This is a genomic window from Priestia sp. YIM B13490 (assembly GCF_042787735.1).
Classification (GTDB): Bacteria; Bacillota; Bacilli; order Bacillales; family Bacillaceae_H; genus Priestia; species Priestia megaterium.
The window spans coordinates 41,832-62,014 of the sequence record NZ_JBHZOT010000007.1 but is presented as its reverse complement, the minus strand read 5'-3'; the positions used below and the strand labels follow the sequence as shown (position 1 = coordinate 62,014).

At 38.0% G+C, this 20,183-nt stretch carries 15 protein-coding genes; 2 read left to right on the top strand and 13 right to left on the bottom strand.

Features of this window, described 5'->3' with window-relative positions; genetic code table 11:
* Positions 1 to 218 precede the first annotated feature (218 nt).
* From ACFX4R_RS20340 to ACFX4R_RS20310, 7 genes are all read right to left on the bottom strand, one after another.
* Positions 219 to 653 (bottom strand): ferritin-like domain-containing protein, encoded by a 435-nt coding sequence (locus ACFX4R_RS20340; RefSeq protein WP_013056263.1) that lies wholly within the window; start codon positions 651 to 653, stop codon positions 219 to 221.
* Positions 654 to 760: 107 nt separating this feature from the next.
* A complete protein-coding gene (locus tag ACFX4R_RS20335) occupies positions 761 to 2,326 on the bottom strand; it encodes a glycoside hydrolase family 32 protein (RefSeq protein WP_165575336.1) in 1,566 nt (521 codons plus the stop codon).
* A gap of 97 nt (positions 2,327 to 2,423) precedes the next feature.
* Positions 2,424 to 3,878, bottom strand: coding sequence for a glycoside hydrolase family 68 protein (locus tag ACFX4R_RS20330; protein WP_043979166.1), 1,455 nt, complete (start codon positions 3,876 to 3,878; stop codon positions 2,424 to 2,426).
* A 588-nt stretch (positions 3,879 to 4,466) separates the two neighbouring features.
* Positions 4,467 to 6,155 (bottom strand): gamma-glutamyltransferase, encoded by a 1,689-nt coding sequence (gene ggt, locus ACFX4R_RS20325; RefSeq protein ID WP_043979169.1) that lies wholly within the window; start codon positions 6,153 to 6,155, stop codon positions 4,467 to 4,469.
* Between the two features lie 230 nt (positions 6,156 to 6,385).
* Positions 6,386 to 7,102 (bottom strand): YjjG family noncanonical pyrimidine nucleotidase, encoded by a 717-nt coding sequence (locus tag ACFX4R_RS20320; protein WP_165575337.1) that lies wholly within the window; start codon positions 7,100 to 7,102, stop codon positions 6,386 to 6,388.
* A gap of 36 nt (positions 7,103 to 7,138) precedes the next feature.
* Entirely contained in the window at positions 7,139 to 7,831 is a 693-nt protein-coding gene (locus ACFX4R_RS20315) for a Crp/Fnr family transcriptional regulator (protein ID WP_043979174.1), read from the bottom strand.
* Between the two features lie 172 nt (positions 7,832 to 8,003).
* Positions 8,004 to 9,377, bottom strand: coding sequence for an amino acid permease (locus tag ACFX4R_RS20310; protein WP_237074724.1), 1,374 nt, complete (start codon positions 9,375 to 9,377; stop codon positions 8,004 to 8,006).
* A gap of 289 nt (positions 9,378 to 9,666) precedes the next feature.
* On the opposite strand from ACFX4R_RS20310, the gene ACFX4R_RS20305 reads away from it, so the two are divergent.
* Both ACFX4R_RS20305 and ACFX4R_RS20300 read left to right on the top strand, forming a co-directional pair.
* Positions 9,667 to 10,281: a LysE family translocator gene (locus tag ACFX4R_RS20305; protein ID WP_322551932.1), complete on the top strand. Its 615-nt coding sequence runs from the start codon at positions 9,667 to 9,669 to the stop codon at positions 10,279 to 10,281.
* 185 nt (positions 10,282 to 10,466) lie between these two features.
* Positions 10,467 to 11,609 carry a SpoIIE family protein phosphatase gene (locus ACFX4R_RS20300; protein WP_028408099.1) on the top strand — a complete coding sequence of 381 codons (1,143 nt, stop codon included), beginning with the start codon at positions 10,467 to 10,469 and terminating at the stop codon, positions 11,607 to 11,609.
* A 28-nt stretch (positions 11,610 to 11,637) separates the two neighbouring features.
* On the opposite strand, the gene ACFX4R_RS20295 is transcribed toward ACFX4R_RS20300, so the two are convergent.
* The 6 genes from ACFX4R_RS20295 to ACFX4R_RS20270 all read right to left on the bottom strand — a co-directional run bounded on the left by ACFX4R_RS20295 (position 11,638) and on the right by ACFX4R_RS20270 (position 20,136).
* Positions 11,638 to 12,492, bottom strand: coding sequence for a CheR family methyltransferase (locus ACFX4R_RS20295; RefSeq protein ID WP_013056253.1), 855 nt, complete (start codon positions 12,490 to 12,492; stop codon positions 11,638 to 11,640).
* An 18-nt stretch (positions 12,493 to 12,510) separates the two neighbouring features.
* Entirely contained in the window at positions 12,511 to 15,264 is a 2,754-nt protein-coding gene (locus ACFX4R_RS20290; protein WP_322551931.1) for a CHASE3 domain-containing protein, read from the bottom strand.
* A gap of 620 nt (positions 15,265 to 15,884) precedes the next feature.
* The gene (locus ACFX4R_RS20285; RefSeq protein ID WP_377570159.1) at positions 15,885 to 16,766 is read right to left on the bottom strand and encodes a glycine betaine ABC transporter substrate-binding protein; all 882 of its coding nucleotides are present in this window, start codon (positions 16,764 to 16,766) and stop codon (positions 15,885 to 15,887) included.
* Between the two features lie 21 nt (positions 16,767 to 16,787).
* The gene (locus ACFX4R_RS20280) at positions 16,788 to 17,651 is read right to left on the bottom strand and encodes an ABC transporter permease (protein WP_043979191.1); all 864 of its coding nucleotides are present in this window, start codon (positions 17,649 to 17,651) and stop codon (positions 16,788 to 16,790) included.
* A gap of 2 nt (positions 17,652 to 17,653) precedes the next feature.
* A complete protein-coding gene (locus ACFX4R_RS20275; RefSeq protein WP_043979194.1) occupies positions 17,654 to 18,907 on the bottom strand; it encodes a quaternary amine ABC transporter ATP-binding protein in 1,254 nt (417 codons plus the stop codon).
* An 80-nt stretch (positions 18,908 to 18,987) separates the two neighbouring features.
* Positions 18,988 to 20,136 carry an aromatic ring-hydroxylating oxygenase subunit alpha gene (locus tag ACFX4R_RS20270; RefSeq protein WP_043979196.1) on the bottom strand — a complete coding sequence of 383 codons (1,149 nt, stop codon included), beginning with the start codon at positions 20,134 to 20,136 and terminating at the stop codon, positions 18,988 to 18,990.
* Between the last annotated feature and the right edge of the window lie 47 nt (positions 20,137 to 20,183).

Genomic DNA, 20,183 nt, shown 5'->3' with positions numbered 1-20,183 from the left:
AGCCTTTATATGTATGTGATGCCCCGCATATAGTTGCTGCCATATGCAGCCAAATAATTATTTTACTATAAATTTTTCCAAAGCGATAGATAATTTCAAAAATATGACTTTCCTCTCATTGATAGAAACATGCGTACATGATGTTTTATTTCCTTTTTAAATTGCAAAAAAGCACCCCGTAACACCTGGTACGGGATGCTTTTATATATTTTGTATGATCAACTTAAGCGGGGATCTTTTAATAAACGTTCCATTTCTTCCATATGATTTGTTTCATCTGCAATCATATCTTCAAGCTTTACAACAAGCTCTGTTAACCCTAACTCTTCCGCTTGTTTTTTACGCTCTTCGTAGCGCTGGATAGTTTCTTTTTCAGCCTTGCTCGCTTCTTTAAGCATTTCCGTTACGTTTGAGACGTGCTTCACCTCAGCTGGCTTTGTTGTTGGCTCACCGCCAAGGTTTTTGATTTTTTCTGATAAATAAAGGGCATGTCCTTGCTCATCAGGAATTTCTCCTTCAAAGAAAGGTTTTAAAATTTGATATTCTAGGCCGGTTACTGTAGACGCATAGTAAGTGTACTGAATAACCGCCGAATATTCACCCGCTAAATCGGTATTAAGTCCCTCTATTAGTTGTCTCATTTTCTCTTCCATTTGAATAAACACCCTTTCATTTGCTGTTAGTAGACATGTACCCTTTCTATCTAGTCCTAAACCACAATAAGGCGATATTCTGCTCCTTCTTTTTAAAAGTAGGGAAATTACTGAAGAGAGCGAAGATGTTTGATTTCTATATTTTTAAAGAGAGACGTTCCTCCTTGAGAGAAAAGCGTAATTCCTTGGTCGTTGTGACGCGGAAACACTTCGCTAGAATGCACGGTTTTTCCATCATCAACAAAGACTTCAATGCTTGTTTTATCTACCAATATCTTCAAATGAACATTTTTCTTGCCTGCATCAAAGTAATCACGGCTTTCCACATACTTTTTGCTTTGATCAGGCTGATTGCTATAGCTTCTGTTCACATATGAGACGTTATCTTTTGCAAAAATGCCCACATCAATGTGCCGCTTTTGATCTGCGGACTCTCGAAGTCGTAAGCCTACATTTTCTGCATCTGACCATGAAATATCTGTATCAAGCTGATAAGCTTCACCTTTTACCTTTAACTTTTTCTCTCCGTTTACTTCTACTTGTTCAACAGAGTTTGTTGAATCAGTTAGCTGATTTAATTCTTCGACAGGCTTTGATAACAGGCTGTACTGATCGTCTTCTTGTTTTGAAAGCGTAATTTCCCGGGTTACTGAATCGAAGCCGTTAAACCCTTCTTTCATCGTTGGCGTCTTATCCGGATAATCCCAGTTGTTCATCCATGCAAAAGCGTAGCGCTTTTCTAAGGAACCTTTATTTTTACCGTCTTCAAACGTTACTGCCCCGTACCAATCGAAACCATGATCGAGCCATTGCGGCTCGTCCATATCGGGAGTGAATGTTGTTCCATCGTAATTTCCTGTCCAATAAGCATAGGTGTTTGGCTTTCCGCTTTCTTTTCCATTTGCACTTGTCCCGAGAACCCACTTAACTGTCCCGTCATCTGCCTTCATTTGAAAAAGATCTGGACATTCGGTAATGCCAATGTCTTTAGTTACAAATCCTCCCGTATACGTCCAATCCTTTAGGTTAGAAGATTCATAAAATCCGATTTTTTCACCTTCTGACATGACGAGAACCCACTTGTCATGTTCATTATCCCATATGACTTTGGGATCTCTAAAATCTTTGGTGCCTGGATTAGGCATGATAGGATTTTTGCTATATGATTTAAAGGTTTTTCCTCTATCGGTACTATACCATAGATACTGTTCTTGCTTTTGTCCATCGGCAGAAGGCTGGGTCATAATGGCTACAATTGCGTCTTTACCAAAGCCTGCTGTGTTATCTTTATCCTCTACAACGGATCCGGACCATATATCGCCATTTTTATTTGTATACTTTGGAATAGCTACTCCTTCATCTTTCCAATGAACCAAATCTTTAGACGTTGCATGTCGCCATTCCGTCCCGTTCCCTTTAGGATAATCATGATTGTATAAGTAATAGTAATGATATTTCCCGTCAAAATAAATGGGCTTTTGAGGATCATTTTTCCATTTATCAGGCGTACTAAAGTGATACACCGGGCGATAAGTGGATTCACTTTTATTCTCTTTTTCTTTTCCTTGGTCTTTTGTATCCTCTTTTTTGGATACGGCTGTTATAATAAGTCCGGCTATTATAACTAAAAGAACGGCAAGCGTTATCCATTTATAAGCACCTTTTTTCTTCAAACAAACCCCAACCTTTCTCTTTTTTGTCTACATCGAATAAAACAAAAGGAAATGGTGATTACAATCACCATTTCCTTTTATTACTATTGCAAAGCGCTCAGTCTTCATCTACTGTTAACTGACCTTGCTCAAGAACACGATCTTTTACAACAGATGTTTTTGAACCGTCAATGTTCACTAAGAAGCTTGGTGCAAATGTAGAGTGGTTGTCTTCATAAAAGCCTCTATTTGTCATGTAGCTTGTAATAACGACATTATCGCCTTTTGTTTGAGGTACAGCAAAGTGAGAATACGTAAATGTTTTATCATTAGGATCTAAATCCATATGAAGAACTAATCCTGTATCATTTAAAGGCTTATATTTTCCTGTTAATGTATTTGAAACATAGCCTAGCATATACACATCATCTTGTCCGATTCCATCAATCGTCATTTTAGATCCGCGAGAATCGGTGAACAAGTACCATTTTCCATCTTTTTTGAAAATGTTTGCACGTTCAATTTCGTCTGTAACTGTGTTTGATGTAATAAGCGGCTTCATTACTTTTTTGAGCGTATAGTCATTATTTAACTCAATAATGCCCAAAGCCCCGTTTGCTAAAGAAGCTTTTTCTTTATTAGATCCTTCAAGAAGCTTTTTCTTTTCAGATTGGAAGAAAGGATTGTTTCCTCCGTAGTATGCTCTGTTATATAGAGAGTCTTCGCCTTGATAGCCATCTTCTGTTCCTGTGTTAGCTTCGAAAACAAGATACTTATGTCCGTTGTCCTCTATGTAATGAGGATCTCTTAGCGTATGGTTATCCCCTGTGTCATAACCGCCTTCATCAATAAACTGCTGAACCGTTTGATAAATCTTTCCGTCACCGTCAAAGATTGACTTGTAATCTTCTACTCCATCAACTTTTAACGTATTATCGTTTGGCTGAGACATGTTCACTTGAGCTGTCGTTAACGTTTGTTTTCCGTATTGTTTACCTGAATAATCCGTGTAGAACAAACGAACTTTACCATCTTTTGTTAACGTGGCAGAACCAGACCATTCTTGTGTTTGATTTTTAAGATGCGGGTCATTTGGAACGAATTTATCGCTGTCTTTAAACACTCTTCCAGCGTTTTTCCAGCTATCAATTGATTTGTCTCCAGCTTTTTTATAGAAAAGATAAACAGACGTGTCATTCGAATCTTTTGGATCACCTGCTAGGGCAAACACAATTTGATATCCATGATAAGTCGCTACTGTTCCATCAGCATTTTGTAATGGCCAGCTGTCCCATACATCTAAGTCAATTGTATTTCCGGATGCATTTTTTCCTTTAGCAGAAGCAATGTTTTTAATAGTTGATTCATCAAAAGCAGGAACTTTAAACTGATCACTGTTTTGCTGCTGTGGAATTTTCACCATATTATCGCGAGTAATATGCGAAATTCCGTAGCTATTATTAAAGTCTTTGCTGTCGTTTCCTTTAGCAAATGTTTGATATCCCCCGCCTACTAGTAGGGCTGCAGCCAATGTAGCAGCAGTTGTATGCTTAGCAACTCGTTTCATTTTCATATGTTTTCTCCTTTTGTGTTAGTAAAGAATATAAATTTATTAATTCAATTAGCTATCAAAAATCCGAAAACAGAACCGGTTCCGTTCAACCAAAAGATTACTTGGATAAATGGCGAAAGTCAAACATGCCAAATGTAGCTATTTCTCATTTTTATCTTTTTCCTTGAGCTGTAACTAGGACCAAAGTTTACGTGTAAGGGCCTTTTTTATGTAACCGTTTTTCCAACAAAAGTGTAAGGCTTTTTTTATATTTCAAACCACGATTTCCAGCCGTTGCGTTTTATACTTTCTACATGATTAAACACTTTATCTTTCCAGCATTGAAAGCGCTATTCTGTTTTTTATACTTTCCGACCATTCTATTTTCATCAATCTCTTGAAAAAATCAGTACTTTTTTTTATTAGCCGGATATGAAAACGTTCTATTCTTTTTCCTTTCTAAAGATTAGGATGATAATAATAAAGGTCTAAAGTATGTTTTTAGAAAAAAATATTCCTTCTTTTTACCTACTCATTTTTATCTTTTTTAATGCATTATACGCTCTCCCTTTTGTAAAAAGAGAGAGCGTATAATGCATTTTTTGAATATTAAGAGTCTAAGCCAGTTGCTTTTCCTTCACGGCTAGAATCAGCTGCTCCAAATAAACGGCCGGTTTCTTTATCAATTTGAATACCTTGAACATTTCCGATTGGGAATGGCTCATCTCCAAAATTAAATCCCATGGCTTCTAGCTCTCCCTTGGCATTCATATCCACTCCGGCTTCCCAACCGATAAGTGATCCTGTACTATTAAAAATTCTTGGTTCTTCAATCGCTTCTTTTATATCCATTCCATAGTCTAAGACATTCATAAGCGTTTGAAACACAGACCCTACAATCGTTGGTCCGCCTGGAGACCCTAAAGTAAGTACAGGTTCGCTGTCTTTAAAAACGATGGTTGGACTTTTACAGCTAACCGGACGCTTTCCTGCATCCGCTTGATTTAATCCTCCAGGAATAGCATCAAAATCAGTAAGCTCGTTGTTGAGTAAAAACCCATGGTCTTTAACCATAATTCCTGTACCAAAAGGATGTTCCACAGTTGATGTACAAGCGACAATATTGCCCCAGCGGTCAACTACCGTGAAGTGAGTTGTTTCACTAAGCTCACGTTCAGGTTCATAAGGCTGACGCACAACGTTCACTTTTTGGCCTTTCTCATAATCCCACGGGTTGCCAAAATCAACTTTCTCATTTTTATGCTTCCAATTAATCAATTTTTGACGTTCCTTTATATATTCATCATTTAAAAGCCCTTTTAGTGGAATATCACTGTAGGCTGGATCTCCAGAGAATGCAATTTTATCTGAAAATGCAATACGCATAGCTTCTGCAAACAAATAATATTTTTCCCAAGATTTCACGTCGTACTGAGACACATCAAAGTCCTCTAATATCTTTAAGATTTGCAGCACGGTGGTTCCTCCTGCACTAGGCATGTTGGAAGAAGCAATTCGGTATCCTTTATAATCTCCCCACACGGGCTCATCAATCTTAATCTGGTATTCTTTCAAATCCGACAGTTCCATAAAACCGCCGTGCTCTTTGATCGTTGAAATAATGGCTTCTGCAATTTCACCTTCATAAAAAGCCTCAATACCTTTCTCTTGAAGAATGCGGAAGGTTTTAGCAAGATCTTTTTTATTAATCATATCTCCTTCTTGCATAGGCTTGCCGTTTGGAGAATATAGCTGCTTAGCATGTTCTCCTAGTCGATAGGCATATGTTTTTAAAATATCTCCAAGAACCCAGTTTGTTTCCACACCTGCTTCTGCTGCTTTGGCAGCCGGTTCAATCAATTCAGCAAGGGGTTTTGTTCCATACTCTTTACGAGCTGCTTCCATCGCCTTTAAAATCCCTGGAATTCCAATTGCCGTTGCATGAGTAGAACGCTTTCTAAACGGAATAACTTCTTTATTTTCATCAAGAAACATTTCAGGATAGGCTGCTTTAGGAGCCTGAGAATGCCCGTCAAAAATTTTAGTTGTTTTGCTTTCATTGTGGTATACCATAAAAAAGCCGCTGCCTCCAATACCCGTCATCATCGGCTCTCCAACGTTGAGCCCAAACTGAACGGCAATTGCTGCATCAATTGCATTGCCTCCGGCTCTTAGCACTTGTTCTCCGGCATCTGTTGCAATTGGATGAGCACTGGCTACCATTCCTGTTTTTCCAACCGCTGTTTCTCTTCTATATGAACTCTTTCCTGAACGAGATAAACTTTTGCCATTAATCATCTTTTACGACCTCCTAGTTACTTACTTTATCTGGGATATTGGTAAAATACCCTATTGCTTTTGAGATAAAACTGTTTAAATTTGTATTGATTACTTTAACAATCCTATTTATAGACCAATATCCCTAGCGTATTTTAAGCCTTTGAAAGCCGTAAAATAGAAAAAGTGCCCACCCTTTTTGTTCTAAAAAAAGGTTAGCACTTTTTGCGTTTTCTAACGTTTATACACTTTTACACTTGTACCGGAGCTACTTCATTATTTACGTTCAGCAGGTCATAAAGCTCTAGAAGTCTTCCTATTTCATAGGTTGAATTCCAATTTGTATCATTCTTTTTTTTCTGAGGATTAAGCCAGCACGTGTCAATACCCGCCAGCTGCCCGCCTTGAATGTCTGCACTCAAAGAATCTCCAATAATTAATGTTTCATGTACGGACAACTCTGTTATACGTGAAAAAACACAATCAAAATATTCCTTCATAGGCTTTTGAAAGCCCGTATCTTCTGAAACAAATACTTCTTTAAAATAAGGATATAGACCTGAGTCCTGAAGGCGTTTATATTGCGTAGCCGATACGCCATTTGTAACAACATATAACTCATAGTGACAGCTCAGGTTTTTAATTACCTCAAACGCTCCGTCAATGAGCTGATGGCCATTGTTCAAATATGTTCGGTACTCTGTTTCAAGTAGCTTTCCGTCTTTTTCTATTCCATATTCTTTACATAGAGTAGAAAAGCGGGTATTTACAACTTGCTCACGGCTTATTTTATTTTCTTCAAAAGCTGTCCATAACCCCTGGTTGATCAAACTATAACGTTTTTTGCTTTCCTCAGTCAGCGGAATATCGTGGTTAGCAAAAAGAAGCTGTAAAGCCTGCTCTTCGGCTGCGTTAAAATCCAAAAGTGTATTATCAATGTCAAATAGCAGCGTTCGGTATGTTTTCATTCTTCTCTCTCCCCTTCAACTAATCTATTGCTTTTTCTATTCGTATATATTGTCATTTGCTAGACAGCTCAGTTTTTCCTTATCTTTGAGAATAATGGAGCCTTTCTTTTTTTCAATAACTCCTTGCGCTACAAATTTCTGAAGAACACGATTTAAATGCCGGTAAGTCGTTCCGATTAAATTAGCTATATCTTTTAAGCTTTCTGTTTTTTGATTCATAACCAAATGCGATTCTTCACAAAAAATAGAGAGTAAGTAACTAGCCAGCCGCACTTCAACTGGGTACATTAAATTAAAGCTTAGCGAGTTCGATTTTGCGCAAAACTTTTTTGTGAGCATTTCCAATAAAAACGTCAGCAGCTGTGGATCCTTGCTCGCATACTGTTTTAATCGTTTGTATGGTATACCAATAACAACTAAAGGTGAAACGGCTTCAACCGTATTCATAATATCAACATCTTGTACGTACTCAATATCACCTATTACTTCCAGGGGCTGTTTAAAAGAAAGAACAAGCGTCTTGCCTTCGGGCGATATGGTATAAACTTTAACCTTGCCTTTCATCAATATGTACAAACAGTGGGACGCATCTCCTTGAGAACAAAGACGTTCCCCTGCGTCGACATCATACAGTGACAAATGCGGTAGTAACTCTTTTTTGAAAACCGACTCTAATTTATAAGTATTTATATACTCCATCAGCTGTTTCTCACTTGTAATTTCCCTCATGTTTTCCTCTCCATCATAACGGTTTCTTTTATTAAACAATAACATTTCCTAAAATAAAAAGGACATATGTCTCAAATAAATTTTTAATTTTTACGTTATGTTCATAGCTCACTTTCAAGATAAATATATACACAAAAAAGACTCCAGCTTGTTCGCTTAGAGTCTTTTTTTGCTAAACGCTCTTTTTATTTCTACCGTATCCAACGTAAATAAAGACGCCAATCAGCATCCAGCCGATTGAATACATCCACGTTTTCATTGATAAGTTGAACATGAGAAAGATACAGCAAAGAATAGCAATAATCGGAATAAATGGTACAAAAGGTACTTTGAAACCGCGCTTTAGGTTAGGCTGAGTTTTTCGCAGAACCAAAATCGAAAATGAAACGGCAGCAAACGTGACAATCGCTAGCATATTCGCTAAATCTGCCAGCTGTTTTAAATCAACAAAACCAGCTACAACAGCGCCTAACGCGCCCACAAGCCATGTGGATATGACAGGTTCGCTGTTTTTTCGGTTTACTTTCGCAAAAAGAGACGGCAATAATCCATCATGGCTCATTGACATCAGTATGCGAGGCACGACAAACAAATAAGCAAATACGACGGCCATAATACCAATAACCGCTCCTATAGATACAATGAGCGCTGCCCATTCTTGTCCTACGCTATTGAGCGCATATGACAACGCATCACCTACGTTTAGCTCTTTATAAGAAACCATTCCTGTTAATACTAATGCAATTACTACGTAAATGACTGCACAAACACTTAGTGCAATCAAAATGCCTAGCGGCAAGTTTCTGTGCGGATTTTTCACTTCTTCTGCCGAAGTAGAAATGGCATCAAATCCGTTATAAGCAAAAAAGACGGAAGCTGCGCCTGCAAAGATTCCTTTCACACCAAAAGGAGTAAATGGGTGCCAGTTATTTGTATGAATAAAAAAGACGCCGACGGCTACAAATAAAAGAACAATACCTATCTTGATTAAAACCATTAAGTTATTTATTTTTTTACTTTCTTTTACCCCTCTTGTTAATAAAAACGACATGCACAGCACAATAAATACCGCAGGAAGATTAATAATACCTCCACCGCTTGGTATGGCCGTGAACGATTCAGGAAGTCTAATACCAAATTCAGTAAGCACATTATTCACATAAGATGACCATCCGCCCGCTACGGAAGCTAAAGATACCGTATAGCATCCCACGATGGACCATCCTATCAAATGCGCTACAAATTTTCCTAGTGAAACATATATGTATGTATATGCGCCTCCTGAACTTGGAATAGCTGAACCAAATTCTGCATAACACAGCGCAACAAGAATACAGGCTACTGCAGAAATAACAAAGGAAATGGAGACCGAGGGCCCTGCATCCCTCGCGGCAACTAACCCTGCTATAACCAGAACTCCTGTCCCAATAGTTGCTCCTACTCCCATCAAAATCACATCAAATAACCCTAGTGTCTTAGTTGATTCTTTTGCCGCATTTTCCTCTAACAGCTTGTTAACATCTTTTTTTGCAAACAGATTACTCATGATGACTAACCTCTCTTCATCTCATTACGAATGACTACTTTTTAGTGGTAGATCTTTCTATATATGTAACAGTGAATTATTTTACTACATTTAATTTTCTGTGTAAAATAATTTAGTTTTTGAACTTTTTAATGATTAAAATAAATTTGCTAGTGATGTTTTTTATAACATCATTATGATGTACCCGAACAGACTAAAAATATGTGTTAACAACTTTCTCAAAATTGGCTTCATTCACGATTGCTTTTGTACTATACTAAAGAAAAACTTCTTAGGAGCTACTTAAAAGATGAACTTATTTTATTTTCTAAAGGGGTTAGTGATCGGCTTTTCCGTTGCTGCACCCGTCGGTCCCATTGGTATTTTATGTATTAATCGCACGTTATCTAAAGGGCGATTACACGGATTTGTATCTGGTCTGGGAGCAGCTACAGCAGATGCTCTTTATGGATGCATCGCTGCGTTTGGCCTAACGTTCATTACAACCTTTTTACTAACCCAAAAGATTTGGCTTCAGCTGATTGGGGGATTATTTTTATGTTATTTAGGTGTACAAACTTTTCGTTCTCGACCTGCAGAGCACGCTGCCGCTGCTAGAGGAGAAGGTTTACTTCGTTCTTATACATCCGTTCTTTTTTTAACGGTTACGAATCCAATGACGATCTTATTTTTTATTGGCGTATTTTCTGGTGTAGGCATTAGTAAATCAGCATTTGATGCTGCTTCTGCTTTGACAATGGTTGCAGGCGTATTTTTAGGATCGGCCTGCTGGTGGCTTTCGCTCAGTTTTGCTATTAGTCTTGCCCGTTCGAAGTTTACGAATAACAGCTTAATCTGGGTAAATCGTATTTCGGGAGCGGTTGTACTGACTTTCGGGATATTTGCGTTATACAAATTGCTATAAAAAGTCATTTGTCTCCTTTTCTGGGGACGAATGACTTTTTTAATAGAAAAGAATAATCTTAAAAAATACCCTAAACGCTGTCTTTTCTGTATAATAGATAAATAGAAAAACAGAAAAAGTATAAAAATGCTTGAAAACTACATATTCAATCATTAGTCTTCAAACATAATAAGGGGAAATAAAGCATGACCATTCTTCTAGTAGATGACAATCAAGTCAATCTATTTGTGATTGAAAAAATTTTAAAAGGCGCTGGCTACGATAACTGTGTGTCTCTTACGTCTGCCCATGCCCTTTTCGACTATCTTAACCTGGACGATGAGAACTCAAAAACGAATTCGGTCGATTTGATTTTACTTGATATTATGATGCCCGAAATTGATGGAATCGAAGCCTGCAGGCGAATTCAACAGGTAGAACGCTTAAAACATATTCCAATTATCTTTGTCACAGCTCTAGAGGACAGCAGCAAATTAGTAGAAGCTCTAGACGCCGGTGGAACAGATTACGTCACAAAGCCGATCAATAAAGTGGAACTGCTGGCTCGTATGCGGGTAGCTTTACGCCTTAAGGCAGAAATTGACTGGCACACGGAACATGAAAAGAAAATTCAAACTGAGTTAGATTTAGCTACGCACGTACAGCAAAACTTACTCAGTCCCCCTCTACGAGAGAAAGATATTCAAATGGAAGTTTCATATTATCCTTCTTTTAAATTAGCGGGTGATATGTACTATTGGCACAAAATTGACGAGCACCGGTACGGAATTATCCTTTTTGATATGATGGGGCACGGCATCTCTGCCTCGCTTGTTTGTATGTTTATTTCGTCTGTGCTCAGAGAAGCTATCAAGTCTCTCGTAGACCCTGAGCAGGTTATTACAGAGTTGAATCGCTACATGGAATTATTGCACAGCGAAAAAGATGAAATCCCTTACTATTTCACTGCTATTTATTTAGTGATTGATACGGAAGCTAAGACAGTAGAATATGTGAATGCCGGGCATCCAGAAGGTTATATGTTAGTGGATGAACATACGCTTGTTCCTCTTCAACGAGGAAGCTGCCCTGTAGGGTTTTTTGAAGAAATGGACGTTCAGAAATCTGTTGTCAGCTTTGAGAACGATGTGCAAATTTTGCTATTTACAGACGGAGCTCTTGAATCAATGGGCCCTTGCGAAAATGAATCTGCCCTTCGTCTTCAAAAGCTTACTGAACAAAAATGGACAAATCCGCAGACATTTATGAATGAAATTTTTTCAGAAGAACAAAAGTTAAATCAGCCTGATGATATGTGCGTGCTTATGATTCAAGCACAAGCACAATAAAAAAAGACCTCATAAATGAGGTCTTTTTTTATTGCTTTTGATAAATGCGCTCGTTCCCTGCAAACTCGATATAAGAAGCTGCTCCTTCAGCAAAGCGAAGCGTTTCTTTATCACCAAGCCCAAGAAATCCTTTTGCACAAAGGCTTTCTGAAAATAAATTATACACTTGATTTTGCAGCTGAGCTGTAAAATAAATAAGGACGTTTCGGCAAATGATGACGTGAAATTCATTAAATGACTGATCCGTGACTAAATTATGCTGAGCAAAGATAATATTTTTTAACAGCGACGGATGAAAATATGCATAGTGATGATCCGTCTGATAATATTCTGAGAAGGCGTTCTTTCCACCGGCTTGAATATAATTTTTTGTATATGACTTCATTTTACGTAAAGAAAAGGCACCTTGTTTTGCTTTTTCTAATACATCTTCGTTCATATCGGTTGCGTAAATGACCGTTTTATCCATTAACCCTTCTTCTTCTAAAAGAATCGCCATAGAAAATACCTCTTCGCCCGTTGCACAGCCAGCGTGCCAAATGCGAATTTCCGGATAATCCTTTAATACCGGAATCACTTTTGTGCGAAATGCTTTAAAAAAGCTCGGATCGCGAAACATTTCTGTCACATTTATCGAAAAATCATTTAAAAGCTGATTCATAAATTCTTCTTCGTGAATCGCTTTTTCTAGCAATCGAGACACAGTTGGAATACGTTCAATTTTCATTCGATTATAGACCCGGCGACAGATAGAAGATTTAGCGTACTGTCTGAAATCGAATCCTGTTAATCGATAAATAGCCGTCAGCAGTAAATCAATCTCCAAATCTGTTTTTTTATTCATAACTAAGTCTTCACTTAAGTCTAGGTGCTTCATATCCATTTATGTTTCATACCCCGCTTAATTTACTAGCCATACACGCATAACGGAGAACAGCTGATTTAAATCTAAAGGTTTGCTGATATAATCTGATGCTCCAGCTTCCAAGCATTTTTCACGATCATTTTTCATCGCTTTAGCGGTTAGTGCAATAATAGGCAAATCAACAAGCTTTAGCTCTCCTCTAATTTTCTGCATCGCTTCATATCCGTCCATTTGCGGCATCATAATATCCATTAAAATGAGATCAAATGGTTCACTATTCTTCATCATTTCAAGACACTCTATTCCGTTATGAGCTGTCATAATGCTCATACCTTGTTTAGCTAGCGCAGTTTTTAAGGCAAAGATGTTGCGCTGGTCATCATCTACGATGAGCACTCGCTTATCCTGAAATACATTTTCATCATCTTGTAATGAAGGTTCAACTGGTTGTACAGGATGATCAATTTCAGTTATTTCTGCTTCAGGTTCAGCTTCTTCTACAGATACTGCTACTTCTTCATATGCAAAATTTACTTTTTCATAGTCAACAAGACCGTTAGAGAGACTAGGAAGATAGAGTGTAAACGTACTTCCTTTTCCTACTTCACTGCTTAGGGAAATCCAGCCGCCCAATAATTTTGCAAACTCACTGCAAATAGATAAGCCAAGTCCCGTTCCTCCGTACTTGCGAACCGTAGCTCCATCGGCCTGCTGAAACGCTTCAAAGATAAGCTGATGCTTTTCTTTTGGTATACCAATCCCTGTATCAGCTACAGCTATTTCTAGCCAGCAATCCGTATCCACTGTACGCATAGCTGTTGTAAGACGATGGTCAGCTACTCGTTGAATAGATACTGTGACAGATCCCGATTCCGTAAATTTAAATGCATTTGATAAAAGATTTTTCACAATTTGCTGGAATCTCTTTTCATCTGTGTGAATGATGTCAGGTACATCTTGTGCTTTATTAATTTTTAATTGTACTTTTTTCTGTTCAGCAACGTGGCTGAAATTACGTTCAATTTGATCTGGAAGCTCACTCATATTCATCTCAGCAAGCAAGACATCTAGTTTTCCAGACTCTACTTTTGATAAATCCAAGATGTCGTTGATTAATGCCAACAAGTCTTTTCCTGAAGAATGGATAATACGAGCATATTCTTCTTCATCTTCAGATAGCGTTTTAGCCGCGTTTTCCTCAAGCATTTCAGACAAAATAAGAATGCTGTTAAGCGGTGTTCGAAGCTCGTGCGACATATTAGCAAGGAATTCAGATTTGTATTGAGAATTCAATTCCAGCTGATGCGCTTTTTCTTCTAAATCTTCTTTTGCAGCCTCTAATTCAAACGATTTTTCTTCTGCATCTTTCGTTCTTTCTTCTAGCTGTTCATTAATCATACGCAGCTCTTCAGACTGCATTTGCAGTTCTTCTGACTGTGTTTGAAGTTCTTCAGACTGAGCCTGGAGCTCTTCTGTCATCGCCTGAGATTCTTTTAATAGACGGGCAATTTCCATTCGTCTGATTACACCATTGATAGTGAGACCAAACGTTTCAATCACTTGACTAATAAGTTCTTGCTCTAAAACTGTAAATTCGTGCAGCGATGCCAGCTCGATAACTGCAATTACTTCATCTTCAAATAAGACGGGCACAATAAAAATACTCTTAGGTTTTACGTCTCCTAATCCTGAAGCAATGAGCTGGTACGTGTCAGGTACATCGTTTATGACAAGGGTTCTTTTTTCTAAAGCAGCTTGTCCAATGAGCCCTTGGCCTATCAAAAAGCTCTCTCTTCCCGCGTCGCCTTTTCTATCTGCAAAAGCAGCTTGTTTGACGAATAGATCTCCTTTATCATTTTCCTCTCGAACATAAAATGCTCCGAAAGAAGCTCCTGTCATTTCTGAAACCGTAAAGAGAAATTTTTCCGCAAGCTTGTCTACAGATGCTATGCCTTGGTACATCGTTACAGCATGAGCAATGTTCGTTTGCAGCCAGTTTCGCTCTTCAATATTTTCTAACAACGCGTTCGTGGCTATCCCTAAATCTTTAATTTCATCATTAGATCGAACTTTAATTCTTCCTTTTAACTCGCCTTTTGAAGCCGTAATTCGTTTGATCGTTTGCGTAACTTCTTTAATCGTATTCACAATGGAATTGGATAAAACAATAGCGATAGCAAGTGAAATAAGCGTAACAAATAACAGCAAACCGTAAAGTCCAATTTTAATTTTTTGATTTTTCTCGTCTAACTCTGTTGCTCTTGTTTCAGTCGATTTTTTCTCTACATTTCTAAAAGAAGTAAACTGGCTGCGTATATCATCCATATACTGGCGCCCAGGATCTTTCTCAAAAAACTGCTGAAGCTCTTTTGTATTATTTTCTTTTTTTAATGCAATGGTCGGTTCACCAGCGGCTTCAATCCAGTCTTGAATGCTTCCTTTAATCTTCTCCAGTTTCTCCTGCTGATTTGGATTATTATTTAGAAGCTGATACAGTGCATTATAATCTTTTTCCCAACTTGATGCTGCGCTGTTATAAGGTTCTAAGTAACTCGCTTCTCCTGTAATAATATAGCCTCTTTGTCCGGTTTCCATATCGAGCAGGTGTTTTTCAATTCGATTGGTCAGATCATGCACTTCAATATCATGATCAATGATAAAATTTCGTTCTTTTTGCAAAGATGAAATTTGACTGTTTAAAACAATAAATGCAATAAATAAACAGACAATAACAATTAAATATCCAATAATAATTTTGGATTTAATGCCAAACCTCATTTTCTTTTCCATAATGTTCCTACTTTCATTCTAGATATTCTTCTAGAAGCATCCGAAAAACATGTTTATTTTTGCCGCTGGACAATTTTACTTTCAGTACACACTCTCCACTCCATCTTCCTTTGCTTGATAGGGCTTCTCTCTTTTTCCTATCAATTCAACATTCCTATTATACACTCTATTTTTGTACAGAAGAATATTTATTGTACAAGAGGGAAAGATTAATTTTCCAGTTTGGAAATATCTATTTTCAAGCTGTCTATAAAAATAGGCCCATGCTGTTAAAAGCATGAGCCTATCTTACACTATTTTTGTACACAATAAGGTAATGAAAAGTAATTTATGCTTTGGGGAATCACATAAATTATGACAACATAGGTATAAATAAATACTTACATGCGAAACGTAAAGCATTCATTATTTAAATTGTACTTGGATAGTAGAAAGCAATGCCACTTTTTTTAATTTAAATATATTTTTTTAATTTACATATCAGGTTAAAAAACTTTCATTTATTGAGCTTTTACCGACCTTACTCCGTTAGAAAAGCTGCAGATAAAAAGTTCTCCCACAAAAAAACCGTCTCTAAGTTAATAGCTTCACTTATGAGACAGCCTTTTCTTTTCCTTCTATTATTTTGCCCAGCTTTCCGTCACTTTTTTATTTTTAGAAATCCAGTTTTTCACACCTTTTGTTTCGTCTTTTGCACTGTTAATTTCTGATTCTAAAGATGCTAGTTGATCGGCACTAATAGAAAAATCTTTCAGCCACTTTGCTGCTTCTGGATAATCTTCTTTAAATGCCTTTTTGCTAATCGACTGTATTTTTTCAGGTCCAGTTGGATTCATCGTATTTTTGGGATCTTTTAAGTATCTGAGATTATACTTTTCAAAAGCCCAGTGCGGGCGCCATAACGTAACAACAATGGGTTCTTTATTAGCAATGGCTTTATCTAATTCCGATAACATGGCGGCTGTGCTGCTTTCTACTAAATTCCAGTCTTTTAACCCATAGCTTGGCATCGCATGATCTTTAGTAAGACCATTTATTCCAGATCCTGGTTCAATACTAATAATCTTTCCGTTAAACTCATCTTTCTTATTTTTTAAATCAGCTAGTGACTGCGCGTCTACGTAGTCGGGAACGGCCAATCCGCTATCTGCTTGATCATACCAAGTACCGAGCACGTCAACTTGTTTTCCAAATCTTTTCATATAAGAACTATGGGTGGTCGGCATCCATACATCCAAAAATAAATCAATGTTTCCTTGAGCAATTCCTGAGAAAAGCGGAGCTACGTCGCTTTGAACTGCTTTAACTTTATAACCTTTTTCCTCTAATAATTCCTTCCATAGAAACGTAACAGCTACGGATTCGTCCCATGGTATGTATCCAATTGTAATTTCTTTTTTAGTCGTCGTGCTGCTTGCCGTATTGCTATTACCACATGCGGAGACAAGCAGCATAATGACGATTGTTAGCATAATAAAAGAAAATTTTTTTGATTGTTTCATATACTCCCACCTTTATTCATTTTATTTACTTGATTGAATACCTTTTCTTTTTTGAGTAGAAAGGTGCGTCAGACGATCTAAAATAACGGCAATAATGACAACTGCAATCCCGCCGATAAATCCTAAGCCTACATCCAACATACTGATGCTTCTTAATACCTCAGCACCCAAGCCCCCTGCACCGACCATTGAAGAAATAACAACCATCGAAAGAGATAGCATAATAACCTGGTTTACACCCGACATAATCATAGGCAAAGCGAGCGGCAGCTGGACTTTAATTAATTTTTGCCATTCCGTCGCTCCAAAAGCTTCTGCTGCTTCTAAAGTGGTCTGGGGAACTTGCTGAAGTCCAAGCAGCGTCAGACGAACGGCAGGCGGCATTGCGAAAATAAAAGTAGCAATAAGAGCTGTAACATTCCCTAATCCAAATAAAAGTACGGACGGAATTAAGTAAACAAAAGCAGGCATTGTTTGCATAATATCAAGAATGGGCTTTATCACTGCTCCAACTTTGTTAAAGCGGTGTGATAATATGCCTAAAGGAACGCCAAATAGAAGTGAGATAATAGTAGAAGCTAAAACGAGAGATAAGGTCAGCATCGATGCTTCCCATAAATTCAAGCTAATAATAAGAAGTAAACCAAAACACGTAAATACAGCTATCTTCCAATCTGTTAACCATAGCGCTAATAGAACAAAAACAATGACCGTTACTAGCGGAGGAGAAGCGGTCAATACCCATTCGAGACTGCTTATTAAGCTGGTCATTATTTGGTTGATTCCAGTAAATACACCTGAAAAACTATCAATCATGTAATCAACAAATGAGTTTGCCCATTTATCTAAAGGAATACGAGGAATCGTCGCGGAATTTACCATCATATTTATCGGACCTCCATTTGATATGACTTAACTTCTTGTTGCTCCGTCACTGCAGTACGTTCAGTGAGATTTGCAATAAGGGTGCTTGGGGAAATCATACCTTGTAGGCGATGATGATTATCAACAATGACTACAGGCGAATGACTGTCTGTAAATAAAGGAATCATTTCTTGTAAAGACATATCGGGATTAACACAATGCGGCTGTGTCATTTCTTTTCCTTTTAAATCATGCTTATGAGCTTCTATCAGCTCCATCACCGTATAAATGCTCATTAAGCCCAATAAGCGGTCAGCACTATCAAGAACAAAAATAGTAGATAAATGATTGGTTCTCATTCTTCTTAATACGACTTGCGGTGATTCATACTCATAGGCAGCCGTTTCTACCGGAACCACCGCGTCTTTAGCAAGGCGAATTTTACCGTAATTAACGTCTTGAACAAGCAGCTTTACATAACCGGTTGCCGGTTGACTTAAAATATCTTCAGCGGTTCCAAGCTGTACAATTTCCCCGTCTTTCATCACGGCAGCCCGGTGGCCTAAAGTTAATGCTTCATCTAAATCATGCGTCACAAAAATAACTGTTTTTTGTACTTCTCCCTGAATATCAAGAAATAGCTTTTGCATATCTCTTCGAATAAGAGGATCTAAAGCTGAAAAAGGCTCATCCATCAGCAAAATCTCCTGTTCAGAAGCAAGAGCTCTCGCTAGTCCAACCCGCTGCTGCATACCTCCTGATAGTTCATAAATTCTTTTATAAGCTTGTCCATTTAAGCCCACCATTTCAAGGGCCTTTTTCCCTCGCTTTTCTCTTTCGTTTGCTGATACACCTTGTATCTCTAGACCGAATGTAATGTTGTCAATCACGGTGCGGTTTGGAAGGAGGCCCACATTTTGAAAGACCATCCCAATTTTATTTCTCCGGACTTCCTGAAGTTGTCTTTTTGGCATATGAGAAATATCTTTGTTTTCTAGATATACCGTCCCTTCTGTCGGTTCTACAAGTCCGTTCAAGCATCGAAGTAAAGTAGATTTCCCGCTTCCTGATAATCCAATTAACACAAAGGTTTCTCCCTTTTTCACTTCGAAATGAGCATTGTAAATAGCAACGGTTGTCTTAGTAGCTTGTTCGACTTCATATTTACTTTCTCCAGCTTCTCGTAGCTTAAGAGCCTGTTCTTTTTGGCGACCAAATACTTTTGAAACATCGGTAACGCGGATAATGGGTTCTGTTAGTTTAGAGCTTGTACTCAATTTATTTCCCCCTTATTTTAAAGTAGATTGTTAGAGGTGGTCTGACACCTCAAGGTAACGTGTCAGACCACCTCCACTTACTATTCGACCTTCATACCGATTGCTTCCAATACATAATTGTAAAAATGAGAAACGTGCTGTTCGATAGGTACTAAAATACCTCCTTCTTTATAAGATTTTGAGCTCATATTTTCTTGACACCACTCACACGCTTCAAAGTCTTGTAAATTAACGCGGTGAAATAATTCCACGGCATCTTTTGGGTCAAAATCAGACTTAGCCATTTCTTCCGGGTCGAATAACCATTCACAAATCACTTTAGACTTTTCCGCACTAATTGGAATAATACGATGAATAATAACGTGATCCGGTGTTAAATTGATAAATACAAGCGGCAGAACGGTAATGCCAAAATACGTGCGGTCATCTTCCGGAAGCAATCCTTTTAGCATAGGACGGCTTCCTTTCCCGCTGATTGAAAAAGCTTCTAATTCATTTCCAAACTTAGCTCCGCCTCCCACGGAATTTTGAGTGCCCACTCCCAAACGAAATTCAGGCAGCGTGGCCGTAAGTTCAGGATGAATAGAGGAACAGTGATAGCACTCTTGAAAGTTTTCTACAATAAGCTTCCAGTTTGCCTCGACTTCATATTCTTCACGATGAGCGGATTTCAAGTTTTGAATTTCATATCTAGCAAACGTATAAAGTTCTCCAAAACGATCAAAAATTTGTGCGTCTAGCTGATATTCAACAGACATAGGATTGTCAGATAAATTAACCCAAACCATACCGTGCCACACTTCAATGTGAACGGATGTTAGTCCGTAATTTTCATTATGCACGAGTTCTTCTCGACAGTGGCTTGTGTTAGGAACACCCACTAAATCACCATCTAAGCTATAACTCCACGAATGATATGGACAGCGAATAACACCTGCTTTACCGGATGCTTGGCTGCACAGCTTAGCTCCTCGATGCCGACATACGTTCAAGAATCCACGCAGCACGTGATCTTTTCCCCTAGTAATTAAAATATTTTCGCCTTCAACTCTCGTCGTAATATATTGTCCCGGCTCTGCTATTTCGTATTCAAATGCAACTAAACTCCATGATTTAGAAAATATATGATCTTTTTCTAACTTAAAAATGTCCGAAGATGTATACAGCTCTCCTTTCAACGTGGGCTCAAGTCTCCCATTATCATTCACTAAACCATGTTCCATAACCATCTACTATTCCTCCTTCGCTTCTTTAGAAACATTTAAATAGAACCATT

Excerpts from the sequence above, each read along its gene's own strand:
- ACFX4R_RS20340 (WP_013056263.1), bottom strand. The coding sequence starts at position 653 with ATGGAAGAGAAAATGAGACAACTAATAGAGGGACTTAATACCGATTTA.
- ACFX4R_RS20330 (WP_043979166.1), bottom strand. The coding sequence starts at position 3,878 with ATGAAAATGAAACGAGTTGCTAAGCATACAACTGCTGCTACATTGGCT.
- ggt (WP_043979169.1), bottom strand. The coding sequence starts at position 6,155 with ATGATTAATGGCAAAAGTTTATCTCGTTCAGGAAAGAGTTCATATAGA.
- ACFX4R_RS20320 (WP_165575337.1), bottom strand. The coding sequence starts at position 7,102 with ATGAAAACATACCGAACGCTGCTATTTGACATTGATAATACACTTTTG.
- ACFX4R_RS20315 (WP_043979174.1), bottom strand. The coding sequence starts at position 7,831 with ATGAGGGAAATTACAAGTGAGAAACAGCTGATGGAGTATATAAATACT.
- ACFX4R_RS20310 (WP_237074724.1), bottom strand. The coding sequence starts at position 9,377 with ATGAGTAATCTGTTTGCAAAAAAAGATGTTAACAAGCTGTTAGAGGAA.
- ACFX4R_RS20305 (WP_322551932.1), top strand. The coding sequence starts at position 9,667 with ATGAACTTATTTTATTTTCTAAAGGGGTTAGTGATCGGCTTTTCCGTT.
- ACFX4R_RS20300 (WP_028408099.1), top strand. The coding sequence starts at position 10,467 with ATGACCATTCTTCTAGTAGATGACAATCAAGTCAATCTATTTGTGATT.
- ACFX4R_RS20295 (WP_013056253.1), bottom strand. The coding sequence starts at position 12,492 with ATGGATATGAAGCACCTAGACTTAAGTGAAGACTTAGTTATGAATAAA.
- ACFX4R_RS20290 (WP_322551931.1), bottom strand. The coding sequence starts at position 15,264 with ATGGAAAAGAAAATGAGGTTTGGCATTAAATCCAAAATTATTATTGGA.
- ACFX4R_RS20285 (WP_377570159.1), bottom strand. The coding sequence starts at position 16,766 with ATGAAACAATCAAAAAAATTTTCTTTTATTATGCTAACAATCGTCATT.
- ACFX4R_RS20280 (WP_043979191.1), bottom strand. The coding sequence starts at position 17,651 with ATGATGGTAAATTCCGCGACGATTCCTCGTATTCCTTTAGATAAATGG.
- ACFX4R_RS20270 (WP_043979196.1), bottom strand. The coding sequence starts at position 20,136 with ATGGTTATGGAACATGGTTTAGTGAATGATAATGGGAGACTTGAGCCC.